General features: G+C 68.7%; 10 protein-coding genes and 3 pseudogenes. 6 read left to right on the top strand and 7 right to left on the bottom strand.

The window, feature by feature from the left end; genetic code table 11:
- The first annotated feature begins 27 nt into the window (after positions 1-27).
- A complete protein-coding gene (locus ACFY5B_RS22170) occupies positions 28-1,764 on the top strand; it encodes a serine/threonine-protein kinase (protein WP_389971735.1) in 1,737 nt (578 codons plus the stop codon).
- 234 nt (positions 1,765-1,998) lie between these two features.
- Here the strand turns inward: ACFY5B_RS22170 and ACFY5B_RS22165 are convergent, their stop codons facing one another.
- Positions 1,999-3,507, bottom strand: coding sequence for a DUF4246 domain-containing protein (locus tag ACFY5B_RS22165; protein ID WP_389971733.1), 1,509 nt, complete (start codon positions 3,505-3,507; stop codon positions 1,999-2,001).
- A gap of 555 nt (positions 3,508-4,062) precedes the next feature.
- On the opposite strand from ACFY5B_RS22165, the gene ACFY5B_RS22160 reads away from it, so the two are divergent.
- Positions 4,063-4,188 (top strand): hypothetical protein, encoded by a 126-nt coding sequence (locus tag ACFY5B_RS22160; protein WP_389971731.1) that lies wholly within the window; start codon positions 4,063-4,065, stop codon positions 4,186-4,188.
- Between the two features lie 8 nt (positions 4,189-4,196).
- On the opposite strand, the pseudogene ACFY5B_RS22155 reads toward ACFY5B_RS22160, so the two are convergent.
- Positions 4,197-5,083 (bottom strand): annotated as a pseudogene (locus tag ACFY5B_RS22155) (hypothetical protein); the annotation flags it as partial.
- Here ACFY5B_RS22155 and ACFY5B_RS22150 point away from each other — a divergent pair.
- A pseudogene (locus ACFY5B_RS22150) lies at positions 5,071-5,347 on the top strand (MFS transporter); the annotation flags it as partial. The pseudogenes ACFY5B_RS22155 and ACFY5B_RS22150 sit on opposite strands and share 13 nt — an antisense overlap.
- Here ACFY5B_RS22150 and ACFY5B_RS22145 read toward each other — a convergent pair.
- Positions 5,314-5,754, bottom strand: coding sequence for a hypothetical protein (locus ACFY5B_RS22145; RefSeq protein ID WP_389971729.1), 441 nt, complete (start codon positions 5,752-5,754; stop codon positions 5,314-5,316). The pseudogene ACFY5B_RS22150 and the gene ACFY5B_RS22145 sit on opposite strands and share 34 nt — an antisense overlap.
- 379 nt (positions 5,755-6,133) lie before the next feature.
- On the opposite strand from ACFY5B_RS22145, the pseudogene ACFY5B_RS22140 reads away from it, so the two are divergent.
- Positions 6,134-6,838 (top strand): annotated as a pseudogene (locus tag ACFY5B_RS22140) (APC family permease); the annotation flags it as partial.
- Positions 6,839-6,977: 139 nt separating this feature from the next.
- On the opposite strand, the gene ACFY5B_RS22135 reads toward ACFY5B_RS22140, so the two are convergent.
- On the bottom strand, positions 6,978-7,172 hold the full coding sequence (locus tag ACFY5B_RS22135) for a hypothetical protein (RefSeq protein ID WP_389971727.1): 195 nt from the start codon (positions 7,170-7,172) through the stop codon (positions 6,978-6,980).
- A 292-nt stretch (positions 7,173-7,464) separates the two neighbouring features.
- Positions 7,465-8,043: a hemerythrin domain-containing protein gene (locus tag ACFY5B_RS22130; protein ID WP_389972191.1), complete on the bottom strand. Its 579-nt coding sequence runs from the start codon at positions 8,041-8,043 to the stop codon at positions 7,465-7,467.
- A gap of 290 nt (positions 8,044-8,333) precedes the next feature.
- On the opposite strand from ACFY5B_RS22130, the gene ACFY5B_RS22125 reads away from it, so the two are divergent.
- Complete coding sequence (locus tag ACFY5B_RS22125) at positions 8,334-10,031, top strand: RecQ family ATP-dependent DNA helicase (protein WP_389971725.1); 1,698 nt, start codon at positions 8,334-8,336, stop codon at positions 10,029-10,031.
- A 37-nt stretch (positions 10,032-10,068) separates the two neighbouring features.
- Here the strand turns inward: ACFY5B_RS22125 and ACFY5B_RS22120 are convergent, their stop codons facing one another.
- A complete protein-coding gene (locus ACFY5B_RS22120; protein ID WP_389971723.1) occupies positions 10,069-10,563 on the bottom strand; it encodes an SPW repeat protein in 495 nt (164 codons plus the stop codon).
- A 154-nt stretch (positions 10,564-10,717) separates the two neighbouring features.
- The gene (locus ACFY5B_RS22115) at positions 10,718-11,839 is read right to left on the bottom strand and encodes a PP2C family protein-serine/threonine phosphatase (RefSeq protein WP_389971721.1); all 1,122 of its coding nucleotides are present in this window, start codon (positions 11,837-11,839) and stop codon (positions 10,718-10,720) included.
- Between the two features lie 198 nt (positions 11,840-12,037).
- On the opposite strand from ACFY5B_RS22115, the gene ACFY5B_RS22110 reads away from it, so the two are divergent.
- Positions 12,038-14,707: a SpoIIE family protein phosphatase gene (locus ACFY5B_RS22110; RefSeq protein ID WP_389971719.1), complete on the top strand. Its 2,670-nt coding sequence runs from the start codon at positions 12,038-12,040 to the stop codon at positions 14,705-14,707.
- Positions 14,708-14,948: the final 241 nt, after the last annotated feature.

Genomic DNA, 14,948 nt, shown 5'->3' with positions numbered 1-14,948 from the left:
CGTCGGCATCCTTGTAGGCTCCGGGCCATGAACGACGGGGAATCCGGCAGACGGGTCATAGACGGGCGCTTCGAACTGCAGGCGAGGCTCGGTGGCGGCGGCATGGGCTTGGTGTGGCTGGCTCGCGATCTCATCCTCGACCGAGCCGTGGCGCTGAAGGAAGTACGGCCGTCCGATCCGGATCTTGCCGAGTACGATCCGCAGGCTGCGAAGATGCTCCGGGCCCGGGTACTGCGGGAGGCACGAGCACTCGCGCGTGTCGACCACCCCAATGTGGTGACCCTCCACCACGTGGTGGACGGCGAGGAACACCCTCACCCATGGCTCGTCATGGAGTTGGTGACCGGTGGATCGCTCCAGGACCGGCTGGACAAGGGCCCGCTGACGCCCGTAGAGGCCGCCCGGCTCGGCCGCGAGGTGCTGGCAGCACTGCGCGCCGCACACGAGGTCGGGATCCAGCACCGGGACGTGAAGCCCGCCAACGTTCTGATGAGGCCCGACGGGCGTCCCGTCCTCACCGACTTCGGCATCGCGGCTATCAGGGAGTCGACCGTCCTGACCGCGACCGGCTCCCTCATAGGCACACCCGACTACATGGCGCCCGAGCGCATTTCCGGCGGTGAGGGCGGCCCGGGTTCCGACCTGTGGTCGCTGGCGATGATGTTGTACGTCGCCGTCGAAGGACATCATCCGCTACGCAGGGGAACCACCCTGGCGACGCTGGCTGCGCTCCTGAGCGAGGAGCTTCCGCCGCCCGTCCGGGCCGGAATGCTGACCGGTTTCCTGAATGCCGTCCTTGTCAAAGATCCGGCCGGCCGAGCGGACGTGGAGACCGCCCACCGGATGCTCGCGGACGCGGCCAACGGCCGCAACGCGGCTCCGAGCGCTCCCGAAGGGGCGGGTGCGACCACCTCGTACCGGCTGGCGCCTCCGGCGGGGCCGGCACCCATACCTTCCACGCCGGCAGGCTTCGGGCCGCCTACGGGCTTCGGGCCGCCCACCGGCTTCCGACCGGCGGGACCACACGACGCCGTGCCCGGCCCCAGCGTCGTGCCGCCCACCCCTCACCCCGTGGGCCCCGCACGACGGACGCCGCGACCCTCGAACCGTACGAAGAGCCGAATCACGATCGCCTCGTCGGCCGTAGGGGCCGTGCTGGCGGGAGTCCTGGTGTGGACCCTGGTGCCGGACGAGGGAGACCCCGACGACGGAGACGTAGCCAGATCACCCGGCTCGGCCTCGACCAGGACGCAGGACCCGACGTCCGAACCGCCGAGGGCGACGGCATCGACATCCCAGGCCGACACGAAGACGGATCTGCTCACCCCGGACGGCATCCGGACGGCGGTGAAGGAGATCGAAGCCGCGACAGGCACGGACCGCGCATGCGATCTCACCGTCTATCCGGGCTACGTGTCCGCGGAAATCATGGTGAAGGGAAGCGACACCAAGTACGTCAGCTACACCTACCGCCCGGGCCGGGGTGTCGAGAAGGGCATCATCAGCAGTTCCATCATCGGCGGTGAACGCCCCTTCAGTCTGGACGACTTCGACTGGGACGTCATTCCCTCCTTGCTGAAGCGGGCGGAGAAGGACCTGAATGTGAAGCGGCCGACCGTGCGTTACGTCCTGGTCAACCCTGCCGACGACACGTTCGACACTCCGCTGGGACTGTCCGTCTACCTTGGTGACGACTACGCCACCGGCTATCTGGCCGCCGACCTGAAGGGCAAGGTGACCAGGGTGATGCCGGCTCAGGACTGACCGCGCTGCGTGTCGCCCTGCGACAGAGCGGACTCCCGCTTCGTCGCAGGGCGGGACTCCACGTCGGCGGGAAGAGTCAGCCCCTCGGCGGCTGCAACGCATCGGCTGCATCCGAGAACCCCAGGGCGGCACCAGGACTGAAGACCGCTCCACGGGTCAGGTGCTCACCCGTCGCATCGGCGCGGTCGTTCAGGCTGTGCGCACCTTCCTGTCCGTGTCCGGATTGGAAGAAGCTCAGTGCTCGCAGAGGGAAAACTCTCGCTCGTAAAGCTGCTCATTGTGTTCGTCGACGAAGAACTTGCGTTCCTGCATGAGCTGTTCGCGGTAGCCCTTGGCCTGTTCCAGCGTCATGGTCGAGGTGTCGGACCACGGTTGCTGCGGTGGCACATCGGACGTCGAGACGATGCTTTCCGATGGGTCCACCAAGAAGAACGCGAGAATCTTACGGTATCCCGGCCGGGTGGGGTCCATGAGGCGGAATGATCCGACCCGGTGTTGCAGAACGTTCGGGAACGCAAGGCAGCGGCCCGCCGGGGTCGAAGCCGATCCCAGCATCTGGTTCAGCGCGTCTTCGTCCTCCAGGCCATAGACCTCACGCAGGCCGTTGTCGTCGTTCTGTTCGTAATCCGGGTCGTCGAGTGCCGCGCGGAAACTCAGCCGGCTCTCGGTGATGTTCTCGCTGTCCCAGTAGTAGATTCCGGTGGAGACGATCCGCTCGTTCAGCATTCCTTCGACATGCCAGGATCCGCCGGCATACTCGGGCTTGCCGGGGGTGAGGTGAATGGTGGCGAGCTTGACGATGACCTGGAGACGGTGGCCGCGCAGGTCGACTCGGGGGGATTCGGCTGGTGGTTCGGGAGGGGTGAAGACGGGGGCGTCCGGTACGACGGGCCGGCGGTTTTCCCACCATTCGTCGTGGGCCACTGCCCATACGCGTCTGGCTTCAGCGTAAGCCTCGTCATCACTGTAGGAGGACTTGTCCGGATACTCCGGCTCCGAGTCGTACCAGCCGTAGGGATCGGCCTCGATCCGCAGGGGCCGCGGATGGCGCAGATCGGTCAGCACGTTCTCCAGCAGCGGGCGCATACGCGCGAACAGGTCCGGCAGGACGGAGGCCAGTTCGTGGTGAGTCTCGGGGTGGACGTTGTTGACGTACGAACGGAAGACCACATCGCCGTCGTCACTGACGTCGACGTCCGTGGGAAGCCACTGGAATCTCTCCGAGAACTCGTACTTCGAGTAGTGGTTCGTCGGGTTCTGCCAAGCCCGCTCGGGCGCGCCGCTCACCCCCCTCACCAGACAGAACAGTGAGGGATGGACCAGATCCAATACCTGCCCGTCGGATCCGGGGTGCCAGTCCAGTTCTGCTTCGGGGACCTGTTCCAGAATCTGAACCGCCTTGCGCAACCGCGATCCGAGCGTGTCGTCGACCAGAATGTCCGACTGCCACACCCCGTCGACGGCGGACACCTCGATGCCGGTTCGCTCATCTCTCAGGGCGGCGTAATGCGGGAGTTCGTCCAGCACGTAGCGGACTTGCGCTTCGGTGAGTCCTTGGGAGACTGCTTCTTGCGTCCACCTCGCGACGATGTCGGCATCATTCATCTTCTCGAACCACCCGGGTTTCTCCCGGATATGTGCGCTGCACTGCATCATCTGGAGTTCCCGCAGCGTTCGCGGTGGCGTGAACGATATGGAACGGGAAGCGTGAAAAGGCAAGGGGAAAGCAGACGAGCCGGTCAACTCTCTCGGTCCTCACAGTCGGTGTGCGGTGGCGGGAAGGATACTTCAGCGGACTGACACTGCTTCCACATCGCTGTCCTCGCTGGACCCGCACGCTGGGCGCTGCACAGAACTCGGCGGCCCTCCACTGCCTCCCATGAGGCGGGTCAAGCCGCCGACGTCCCCAAGGGACGGCTCGGGCGAAGCTCTGGACTTGCTCAAGAGACGCTTCAGGGCACCGCGACGCCGGGCATACTGCGGGCAATCCGGGCGAAGCTCGGCGGAAGGGGGCGTCGTGTTGATCGCATTCGTATGGGTGGCCGTACTGGCCTTCGTCACAGTGGTGACCTGGATGGTGCGCCGGGCATGGCGTCGCGCTTGGGACGATCTGGGCGTGCGGGCAACCGCGCACGGGTCGAGCGCCGGGCCAGGCCTTGGAGCGTGGCCGACCGGCACCGGAACGCACGGCGCGACGACGCCGCATGACGCCTACAGCCCAGGCGACCACTCGTCCTGGTGGGAGGCAGGCACCGGCGAAGGCACTTCGAGTGGCTGCTCCAGCGGTAGTTCCTCATCATGCGGGAGCAGCTCGTCGTCCTGTGGCAGCAGTTCGTCCTCCTGTGGGAGCAGCTCATCCTCGTGCGGGAGCAGCTCGTCGTCCTGCAGCAGTTCCTGCTGACCGGAGCCACCGACCTCGGTTGACCGGCGCGTCATGCTCCCTGATCGAGGGTGGGCTCGAAGCGCACGACGATGCCCTTCGACGTGGGCTGGTTGCTGATGTCGGCGACGCTGTCCAGCGGCACCAGGACGTTCGTCTCCGGGTAGCAGGCGGCGGCCGAGCCCTTGGCCGCCGGGTAGGACACGACCTCGAAGTTCTCGGCCCGGCGCTCGGAACCGTCGTGCGAGCGCAGCGTCTGCAGCAGCAGGTGTCCCTCGATCGCCGGGGGACCACGCGCTCGTCGCAGGTGAACAGGGCCTTGCCGACCTGGTTGTTGAAGACACCCTCGTTGACCGAGTTGGGCAGTTGGAAGCCCCCCGGGGCGGGTCACCCGTGCGTTGAAGTCGTGGAAGCCCGGCACGATGCGGGAGATGCGATCGCGGATGGTGCCGTAGTCGCCCTCGAACCTGTCCCAGGGGATGTCCGCCTTGCCGTCCACGGTGCGGCGAGCGAGCCGGCACAGGATGGCGACTTCGCTGCGCAGCAGCCGGGAGGCCGGTTCAAGGCGGCCCTGGGAGGTGTGCACCTCGCTCATGGAGTTCTCGACGGTGACGAACTGCTCGCTGTCGGCCCGGACGTCACGCTCGGTGCGCCCGAGGGTCGGCATGATCAGCGCGGGGTCGCCGCGGACGGTGTGCGAGCGGTTGAGCTCGGTGGAGCTATGGGCGGTCAGCCGGCACGAGCGCATCGCCTCCTCGGTGATCTCGCTGTCGGGAGCGGCGCGGACGACGTTGCCTGCCAGGGCGAGGAAGACCTTGACGCGGTCCTCGCGCATCGCCTTGATTGAGCATGGTGCGGTCGCCCTGGACGTTGCTGTGGCCGCGCACCGGGCAGGCGCCGGTGCCGGCGCCCGCCCAGATTGCCGCGCGGCATCAGGAATCACCGCACTTGCCCCGGCCCATGTCCTGGGGCGGGGCACTGGCTCGCTTCGAACTTCCCACGGGCTTCGGCCTCGTCGTTTCCCCGGTGGTCATCACCACGCTCGCCTTCCGCGGCCCGGCCGCCCTCTGGGGCGGCCTGGCCGCAGCGACACTCCTCTCCGCGGGTGCCGTCGTTGACCGCGAAGGAAGCCTGCCGGTCGACGGGTTGTGCGACTCGGAGGCGTCCGGTCAGGTGCAGTTGCCGTTGTCCGAGTTGAAGTAGATGTCGATCGAGCCGCTCCACGTCAGGCACTGCCCATCGTCGGGGACGTCCTTGTAGACCGGGCCCGCGTAGCTGGTGTAGGAGCCGGACTCCTTGGCCTGACCGCTGCTGTAGGGCCAGGTGTCCAGTGTGACCTCCATGAAGACGCGGGGGCCGGGGTTGGTGCGCACGGTGACCGCGCAGACCTTGCCGGCGTCGCTGTTGTAGGTCACGAACGTGGTGGCGGGGATGGTGGACTGCGAGGAGTGGATCGGCGTAGCCCGGATGACGTCGTATCCGGTGCCACAGGCGCCGTTGTAGTGAGTGGGCGTGGCAGCCGAGGCCGGTGCGGTGGCGGCGAGTGTTCCGCCCAGGGCGAGAACGGTCAGGACAGCGGCGGTTGCTGCCTTGCGGCGCGTCGACTTCATGGTGTTCCCCCGGTTGTGGTCTCAGTGAATGCGTCGCAGACGGCGGGTCGTGCCGTCCACGCATCATGAGACCCGGGCTCCTCACCGATAGTTGTGGGGCGCTTCGTCACTGTTCCGTCACCAGTGTCACGGCGGGCTGAGGTCAGCCGCCGTCACAAGAAGTAGGTCGCTCGCACCGAGCAGGGTCTGCGGGGCGTGTCGTTCGATCACCAAGTGCCGAGGCCTCTCCGGCTGATTCTGCAGACGGCCGGGACTTCGTGACTCGTGCACCCGTCCAGGTCTCGCCAGGGGTCAGGACCTGCATGGAGGAAATTTTCATGCGACTTCACTTGCGAGTACGAGCCGCCGCGCTGACCATCGCCGCCGCGCTCGGGAGCCCGTAAGGTTCGAGACCTCGGTGAACGTGGCCGAGGAGACCCGCGACCCGCGGCGGTCCTACCCGCGCGCACTGTTCGGCGCCCTCGCCACTGCCGGGGCCGTGTACGTGCTGGTGGGCATCGCCGCGTCCGCAGCGGTGCCGACCGCCCGGCTGGCCGGGTCGAGCGGGCCATTGCTGGAGGTCGTGGAGGAGGCAGGTGGCGTGCCCACGCGCCTGTTCAGTGCGATCGCACTCGTCGCCGTGGCCAACGGCGCACTGCTCACGGGCATCATGTCCTCACGCCTGGCCTACGGTATGGCGAAGGACGGGCTGCTGCCCGCCGCACTGACCAGGGTGCTGCCGGGCCGTCGTACACCCTGGGCCTCGATCGCGGTCACCACGGTGCCGGCGATGCTGCTGGCACTCACCGGCAGCGTCGCCACCCTGGCATCCACCCTGATCCTGTTGCTGCTGATCGTGTTCCTCATGGTCAACACGGCGGTGCTGGTACTTCGCCGAGACCCGGGCGAAGCCGACCACTTCCGCTCGCCAACCGCTTTGCCGGTACTGGGCATCGTGTCTTGCGTCGTGCTCGCCGCGCAGATCGAGGCACAGGTCTGGCTGCGCGGACTTGCGATCGTGGCCGTCGGTACAGTGCTCGGCGCACTCACCGCCGTGCAGCGAAACAGGAGCGACGACGGGGGCGGGGACGCGCAAGCCGACTGAACAAGTCCCGCGTCGCTCCCTGTCGGATTGTGACGCAGACGTCGGACGCGGCGGCGAGCGGTCGGCTGACGGTACGTCAGTGGTGCCCGGGGAGTGCGGCCGTACCGCTCTCGACAGGCCGGGTTCGTTGCAGCTCCAGTCACTCTTGTTCTTGCTGCCCAGCGCGTCCCTCGAAGTCCCGGCGCACTGCCGCACCTTCGTCTTCGATCAGCCCCTCCGCATCGGGAAAGTCCAGAACCGCCCCGCAGTGGCTGCACAGCTTCCCGTCTTCGGCGGGCGTGCCGCATGCCTTGCAGAACCGATTGCCCTTCCCGTTCTCGATCCTCTGCGTCATGACTCTCCGAAAGCAGCTCGTACGTGTCGGGTTCGGATGCGGGGTACCCAGGGAGCCGAGGTCGATTCCATGGCCGGCCGCGCTGCGGCGGCCGAGCCGTCCCGAGGGGCCGAGCCGCCCCTGAGAGACAAAGCGGTGCGCCGCGGGCGAAGCGTTCCGGCCCGGCCGCGCTCGCTCTTCTGCCCGCACTTCGCCGCGCTCGCTCTTCTGCCCGCAACTTCGCGGAACCGACTGCTCTCGCGGCGCCGGTGTCGGGTGACACTGTCGTCCGTAGCGGACCGGTGGGAGCGGATCAGGTGCTGTCCTTGCCCATCGCCTTGCGGACGGCGTCGCGGGTCCGGTCGACCAGGGCTGCCATGGGCCCGACGGCGATGTTCTCCGCCGCGGTCTCGACTCCTGGATGCGGGCGGGTGGGCGCCATGGCCTCGGCAGCCCGGACAGCTGTGGCCATCCTGGCGAGCTGCTGCGCGTCGGCATTCTCGCGGATGCGGGGGAACTCGTACTGTTCCTCGGATGCCGCATGCTGCAGCACGTCCGCGCGCAGTTCCCGCAAGGCGGGCATGAACCCGGCGTCCTCGGGGCTCATGTCGTCGAGTCGGCTCAGCTTCTCCTTCGCCGCCCTCTCCTCCTCCAGACGGTCGTCGACCACCTGCGCGCCGTCGGGCAAGAGCCGGCGGGCCGCGGGGTGGACCACCTCTTCCTCGGCGGTCTCGTGGACCGCCAGCAGGCGGACGAGTCTGCGGAACGTCTCCGCCCGGTCGTCGGAAGTGGCGTTCTCGACCTCGGCGAAGAGATCACGGATGTGGTTGTGCTGCTGCGTCAGCAGGGTCACGACGTCGTCGTTCTCGCCCGTTTCGTCCAGGTGGGGCATGGCGCCGGTCAAGGGGTCCTCCCGGGGTTCGTACCGAAGTGCGGCGGCCCGGATCATCGGCTGGACCGGACTCCGTCCAGGCTGTCCCCGGCGAAGGGTGATCGCGACCGCACGGGGCCGAACGGCAGGGAACTCCGCATCCTGGCAGCCCCCGGGGGTACCCGGGTCTGGCTCGCCAGAAGGTCTCAACGCCCGGAAGGAGGCTTCGTGCCCGTGGAAGTGAGAGCGGCAGCCGCTGCCCATGGACGTCGCGCACCACATGAGCGGGCTGCGGGCCGGCCGGGGACGCCATGACTCGCCACGCGGAAAGCCCCGAAGACCGGGAGGCAGGCAGGCGCGACCGGATCGCGGAGCTGCGCCGCGTCGCCCGTGAACGCTTTTGCTGGAGCGACCTGGGCCGCGAGCAGACGGAGGCGATGTGTGAGCTGCTCGCGGGGCGTGACGTGCTGGTCGTCATGCCCACCGGTTCCGGCAAGTCGGCGATCTACCAGATACCGACCGTTGTGCTCGGCGGACCCGCCGTCGTCGTGTCGCCACTGATCGCCCTGCAGCGGGACCAGGTCACCGGACTGCGCGAGAGCGGGGCACCGGATGCCGTGGCGGTGAACTCCGCGCAGTCCGTGTCGGCCACCGACAGGGGCTGGCGGGCGGTCCGGGAGGGCGATGCCGAGTACCTGTTCCTGTCACCGGAGCAGCTCTCCAAGGACGATGTGGTGACGCGGCTGCATGAGCTGAAGCCCTCGTTGTTCGTCGTCGACGAGGCCCACTGCGTCTCCACGTGGGGACACGACTTCCGCCCCGACTACCTGAGCCTGGGCGAGGTGGCCGAACGCCTGGGCCGCCCGCCGGTGCTCGCCCTGACAGCGACGGCCGCCGCCCCGGTCCGGGCCGACATCGTCGAGCACCTGCACATGCGTGACGCCCATGTGGTGGCAGCCGGCACCGACCGGCCCAACATCCGGCTTTCCGTGCGCACCTTCACCGACGACGCGGCCAAACGCGAGGCGGTCTCGCGGTGGATGGCCGGAGCAGGCACCCCGGGCGTCCTCTACACGGCCACCCGTAAGGACGCCGACACCTACGCGGTGCGACTGCGGCAGGACGGCGTGGACGCCGAGGCATACCACGCGGGGATGAAGGCGGCGGACCGGAGCCGGATCCACGACGGCTTCATGGCCGGCGCGCCCGCCGTGGTGGTGGCCACGTCCGCTTTCGGGATGGGCATCGACAAACCCGACATCCGGTTCGTCGCCCACGCCTCCGTCCCGAAGTCACTGGACTCCTACTATCAGGAGATCGGGCGGGCCGGCCGGGACGGAGATCCGGCCCGCGCGGTGCTGTTCTACCGTCCCGAGGACCTTGGACTGCAGAAGTTCCTCACCGCCCGGGCCCTCGACACCCAGGGCTTGCGCCTGATCATGACCACCCTGGCCTGCCAGGACGCCCCCCAAGGCCGCAGCCGCGTGGCGCAGCTGTCCGGACTGTCGCGTCGGAAGACCACCGATCTGCTGGGCCTGCTGGAAGAGGCCGGAGCAGTGACCGTCGAGGGCAGGCGCCGCGCCGTCCGGGTCACTCCCGGCCACACGGCGGACGAGGCGACCGAGCGGGCGGAAGAGGTGTTCGAGCGGCGGCGCCGCACGGACCGGTCCCGTATCGAGATGATGCGGGGCTACGCGGAGACGCCGTCCTGCCGTCGGCAGTACCTCCTGGGGTACTTTGGTGAGCAGCTCGACGGGCCGTGTGGTCACTGCGACGTGTGCGACCGGGACCCTGACCGGACCATCGGGGCCGGGCACCGGGAAAACGGCAACGCGCCCGGGCACCGCGCGCCGTACGAGCCCAATGACAGGGTCCGCCACCCCGAGTGGGGTGAGGGGACGGTCATGCGGGTGGAAGAAGACCGCGTCGTTGTGCTGTTCGAACAGGTCGGCTACAAGACGCTGTCCCTGCCGGCTGTGCAGGAGAGCGACCTGTTGGCCGACGCCTGAGGCGCGCCGGCCAACTCGGTCTGCCACTGGGGTCCTCTCAGGTCATTCCACCGGGACCGGACATCCCGCGGTCGCCCGCGGTCGACCGGGGCGAGCGTTCTGAGCGGGCGGCGGCGGCGCTGGCTGCCAGGGCCAGCACCAGGGCGATGGCACCCACGATGATGTTGTTGACGACGCTCCGTGTGGTGCTGACGTCGCCTGCGATCACCCAGGGGGCGACGATGGTCCACACACTGAGGGCGCAGGCCGCCCACGCCATGCTGTGGGTGCGCTCGTAGGCCCGGCCGAAGCCGCCGCTCATCAAGAGCGCGTACGCGATGCCGACGATCACGTTGGTGACGGCCAGCCTGGTGAGGTTGTCGAACCCCACGATCCACGGCGACGCCGCCAGGTAGATGCCGGTGATGAAGGCCAGGGTTTCGACGGCCTGCGCTCGAGGCGTGGTGGCAGCACGTTCGGCCATCTCGTGGCGGGTCCGCATCTCGAGGATGTCGGGGTGCGTCTCCATGGACGACCGGGGTGAAGTGGCCATTCCTGTCACCTCCAGGTGACAAAGGGATGTGGCTGGACACGGGCCGGGTACCCAGGCCCCACCGATGAACCTTGCCCGGGGCCGTCGGGCGAGTGGCCACCCGTCGTCTGCCGGGGCGGCGGGTTCACCATCCATCGGTCGCCGACACGACGATTCAGCCCCCGGCATCGACGACTCCCCGATCCTGCGCGGTGGTGCGTCTCAGCGCGAGGGCCGCGATGTCGTCGTCGAGTCTTCCGCCGCTGTGCCGGAGCAGATCCCGATGCAGCTGGTCCAGCAGCTCGCGGGGATGCTTCGGGTCCTGACGCCGCATCCAGTCCGGCAACGGGAAGAACCGGCCCGCCTGGTCCCGGGTCTCCGATACGCCGTCCGTGTAGAGCAGCAGCTGCTCGCCCGGGGCGAAGGCGACGATGTCGACCCAGTAGCGGTCACCGATGATCGATGCGAGGTTGAGGGGCGGGGAGGGGATGGTGGGCTCCAGGACCCGGACTTCTCCCGCATGCGCGATCAGCGGCGGCGGGTGCCCGCAGTTGAGAAGGCGCAGGCGGCCGCCGCCGTGCGGGATCTCTGCGAGGAGCGCGGTGGCGAAGTGCTCGGGCTGGTCCTGGACGGGAAAGGCGGCGCTGTGGCGCGTGACGGTGGTCTCCAGGCGGTGGACGATCCCTTGCAGGTCGGGCTCGTCGTAGGCGGCCTCCCTGAAGCAGCTGATCACCGCCGAGGCCGCCCCCACTGCGGACAGACCCTTGCCCCGTACGTCGCCTATGAGCAGCCGGACACCGTACGGTGTACCGATCGCCTCGTAGAAGTCACCGCCGATCCGCGCTTGTTCCTGCGCTGCCAGATACAGCGACTCGATCTCGACGCCTTCGATGCGGCGCGGCAGTGGGCGCAGCAGCACCTTCTGGGCCGCGTCGGCGACCAGCCGGACCTGGAAGAGCGTCTCTTCCCGCTGAAGTCGTACATGGCTGCCGTATGCGGCCGCCAAGGTGACCGCGATGATCGCGGCCGACGTGTACGGCGTCCCCAGATCGGTGTGGAAGAAGCTGAGGACGATCATGAGCAGGAGGCAGAACGCCCCCAGCACCATCGTGGGGAGCACGGGCCACATGGCGGCCGCAAGGGCGGGCGCGACGGGCAGAAGGCGGCTGAAGGCGATCTCCCTCGGGGTGGAGAACGCCAGGACGGCGATGAGAACGGTCAGGACCAAGGGCGCCAGCCGGGCAGCTTCCCATCGGCCGCTGTAGGCGGGGCGACGGCGCCACGGCCATGCAGACATGATCACAAAAGTATCTTATCGGTCTAATCGGTCACAGGGCCTGGGGTGATCACACGCACACGCGAATGTGCGCCGGACGGCCACGTTCCGAAGAGGGGCGAGGCGCCGCGGCGCACTGCGGCGTCGACACCCGAGGCCGACCGGACAGGGGCAGGGCGTGCCCTGGCCCCTCGGGATCACCGGTGTTAGAAAGGTCGCATGGCGAGTCTTTTCGCCCGTCTTCGACACCTGTCGGTCAAGCGTCTGATCAGCAAGAGCACGCGGACTGTAGCCGGGCAGGTGTTGGTTTTCCAGGTGGCTCTGGTCGTGCTGCTCGTAGCCTGTGGCGTCTTCGCTCTCATCCTGCAGTCGGAGCGTGACAGCAGCGCCGAGGCCAGGCGCCGCTCCACGGCCGTGGCGGAGACCTTCGCGCACTCACCGGGTGTCCTGGCGGCATTGCGGACCCCCGATCCCAGCAGGATTCTCCAGCCGCTCACCGAGGCGGCACGCCGGGCCGCCGACGTCGACTTCATTGTGGTCATGGACACCACGGGCATCCGATACACGCATCCCCTGCCGGACCGGATCGGAAAGCGGTTCGTGGGCGAGATCGGGCCGTCGCTGGCAGGCAGGGTCTACGTGGAGAGCGTCGACGGCCCGCTCGGTCGCGAGGTGCAGGCCACCGTCCCGGTCGAGGACGCCGGCAGCGAGGTGGTGGCCCTCGTCTCGGCCGGGATGAAGGTCGAGAACGTCGAAAGCCAGTTGAACCAGCAACTACCGATCATCCTGGGCGCGGGGGCCGGAGCGCTCGCGTTGTCGGCCGGCGTGACGGCACTGGTGGGCCGGCGGTTGCGACGGCAGACACACAGCCTCGCCCCGGACGAGATGACCCTGATGTACGAGCACCACGACACAGTGCTCCACTCCGTTCGGGAAGGGGTGCTGATCGTGGCCGCCGACGGGCGGCTGATGCTGGCGAACGATGAAGCGAGACGACTGCTGGAGCTGCCCCCGGACGTCGAGGGGCGGCTGGTCTTGGACCTGCCGGGCCTCGATCCCGATATGAAGGCGCTGCTCGCCTCCGGGCGCGAGGCGACCGACGAGGTGCACCTCGCGGGAGAACGGCTGATCGCGGTCAACCAGCGGCCCACGGGGCGCGCGGGAGGTCCCAGAGAGACGGTGGTGACACTGCGCGACTCCACCGAGCTGCAGGCGGTGACGGGCAGGGCGGAGGTGGCGCGGGAGCGGCTCAGGCTCCTGTACGACGCCGGACTCCACATCGGTACCACCCTGGACGTGCTGCGTACCGCCGACGAACTGGCGAGAGTCCCCATTCCTCGCTTCGCGGACTTCGTCACCGTGGACCTGGCCGACGCCGTCCTGCACGGCGAGGAGCCGGCCCCCACGGGGACGGACATGCGACGTGCGGCCGTGTCCGGCATCGTGGACAACCACCCGCTCACCGAGCAGGGCAGGCTTTTCGACTACCTTCCCTCCACGCCGCAGGCCCGCGGTTACGGCAGCGGCCGCTCCCAGCTGGTGAGCGATCTGCCGAGCGCCACGGGCTGGCGCGTGCAGGACCCGGAGCGGGCCAAGGCGATCATCGACCACGGCATCCACTCCCTCATCACGGCGCCCATCCAGGCCCGTGGCGTCGTGCTGGGCATGGCCAGCTTCTGGCGCACGCAGCAGCATGAACCCTTCAACGAGGAGGACGTGTCGCTGGCGGAGGAATTGGTGGCCCGTGCCGCGATAAGCATCGACAATGCCCGCCGCTACACCCGCGAGCACGCCCTGGCGGTCACCCTCCAGCGCAGCCTGCTGCCGCAGGCCATTCCTGAGCAGAACGCCCTCGACATCGCCTACCGCTACCTTCCCGCCCAGTCGGGCGTGGGCGGGGACTGGTTCGACGTGATTCCCATGCCGGGCAGCCGGGTGGCACTGGCCGTGGGCGATGTGGTCGGCCACGGCCTCCACGCCGCCGCCACGATGGGACGGCTGCGTACCGCGGTGCACAACTTCTCCGCCCTCGACCTGCCCCCCGACGAACTGCTGAGCCACCTGGACGACCTGGTCGGAAGCATCGACCAGAGCGAGACGGCGGAGAGCGCGGCGGGCGTCGTGGGCGCCACCTGCCTGTACGGAATCTACGACCCCGTGACGCGCCGCTACGTCATGGCGCGGGCGGGGCATCTGGCGCCCGCGCTGGTCAGGCCCGACGGAACCGTCACCTTCCCGGACGTGCCCGCCGGTCCACCGCTGGGCCTGGGCGGCATGCCGTTCCGGACCGCGGAGCTGTGCCTCGCCGAGGGAACCCAGCTCGTCCTGTACACCGACGGCCTCATCGAGGACCGCAGGCGCGACCTGGACGTCGGAATGGAGCTGCTGCGCGAGGCGCTCACCGGTAACCCCGGCAGACCACCCGAGGAGACCTGCCAGGACGTGCTGGACAGGGTGCTTCCGGGCCGTCCCAAGGACGACGTCGCGCTCCTCGTCGCCCGCACGCGGCAACTGCCGCCCGACCGGGTCGCCGACTGGGACGTCCCCCCGGACCCTGCCGCCGTCGCGGGGATGCGCGACGCCGTGTCCCGGAAGCTCGAAGCATGGGACCTGTCGGAACTCGGCTTCACCCTGGAGCTGATCCTGAGCGAGCTCATCACCAACGCCATCCGCTACGGCTCCGGGCCGATCCACGTACGGCTGATCCGCGACCGCGCGCTGATCTGCGAGGTCGCCGACGGCAGCAGCACCTCACCCCATCTGCGCTACGCCGCGACGACGGACGAGGGTGGCCGGGGCCTGTTCCTGGTGTCGCAGATGGCTGAGCGCTGGGGCACCCGGTACACCCCGCAAGGCAAGGTGATCTGGGCAGAACAGGCCCTGCCCTAGCGCCGGTGCCGGAATGCCGTTTCAGGCGTGACATCCCCGCATGCCGCCGTCCTCCGCTGCCGGAGATCGGGACGACTCTGGCGCTGCCGCACTCGAGGCGGCAAGTGACCGCACCCCGTGCCCAAGAGCACCGTCGATCAGGACGTGAACTCATGGCGGCGTCAACTCGGCGGTGAGTGAGGTCGCGCGCGGTCTGAGAGCGGCGCGGAAATGACATACGGGGAAGGGACGTGCGCCGCGA

Origin of the sequence: Streptomyces sp. NPDC013187 (genome assembly GCF_042899705.1) — a bacterium.
Classification (GTDB): domain Bacteria; phylum Actinomycetota; class Actinomycetes; order Streptomycetales; family Streptomycetaceae; genus Streptomyces; species Streptomyces hawaiiensis_A.
Note: the sequence above shows the minus strand (reverse complement) of the source record. Positions and strands in the feature narration are given on the sequence as shown.

What these genes read in the sequence shown, in the direction of transcription:
- ACFY5B_RS22170 (WP_389971735.1), top strand. Translation starts at nt 28, where the DNA reads ATGAACGACGGGGAATCCGGCAGACGGGTCATAGACGGGCGCTTCGAA.
- ACFY5B_RS22135 (WP_389971727.1), bottom strand. Translation starts at nt 7,172, where the DNA reads ATGACGCAGAGGATCGAGAACGGGAAGGGCAATCGGTTCTGCAAGGCA.
- ACFY5B_RS22125 (WP_389971725.1), top strand. Translation starts at nt 8,334, where the DNA reads ATGACTCGCCACGCGGAAAGCCCCGAAGACCGGGAGGCAGGCAGGCGC.
- ACFY5B_RS22130 (WP_389972191.1), bottom strand. Translation starts at nt 8,043, where the DNA reads ATGCCCCACCTGGACGAAACGGGCGAGAACGACGACGTCGTGACCCTG.
- ACFY5B_RS22145 (WP_389971729.1), bottom strand. Translation starts at nt 5,754, where the DNA reads ATGAAGTCGACGCGCCGCAAGGCAGCAACCGCCGCTGTCCTGACCGTT.
- ACFY5B_RS22115 (WP_389971721.1), bottom strand. Translation starts at nt 11,839, where the DNA reads ATGTCTGCATGGCCGTGGCGCCGTCGCCCCGCCTACAGCGGCCGATGG.
- ACFY5B_RS22160 (WP_389971731.1), top strand. Translation starts at nt 4,063, where the DNA reads ATGCGGGAGCAGCTCGTCGTCCTGTGGCAGCAGTTCGTCCTCCTGTGG.
- ACFY5B_RS22120 (WP_389971723.1), bottom strand. Translation starts at nt 10,563, where the DNA reads ATGGCCACTTCACCCCGGTCGTCCATGGAGACGCACCCCGACATCCTC.
- ACFY5B_RS22110 (WP_389971719.1), top strand. Translation starts at nt 12,038, where the DNA reads ATGGCGAGTCTTTTCGCCCGTCTTCGACACCTGTCGGTCAAGCGTCTG.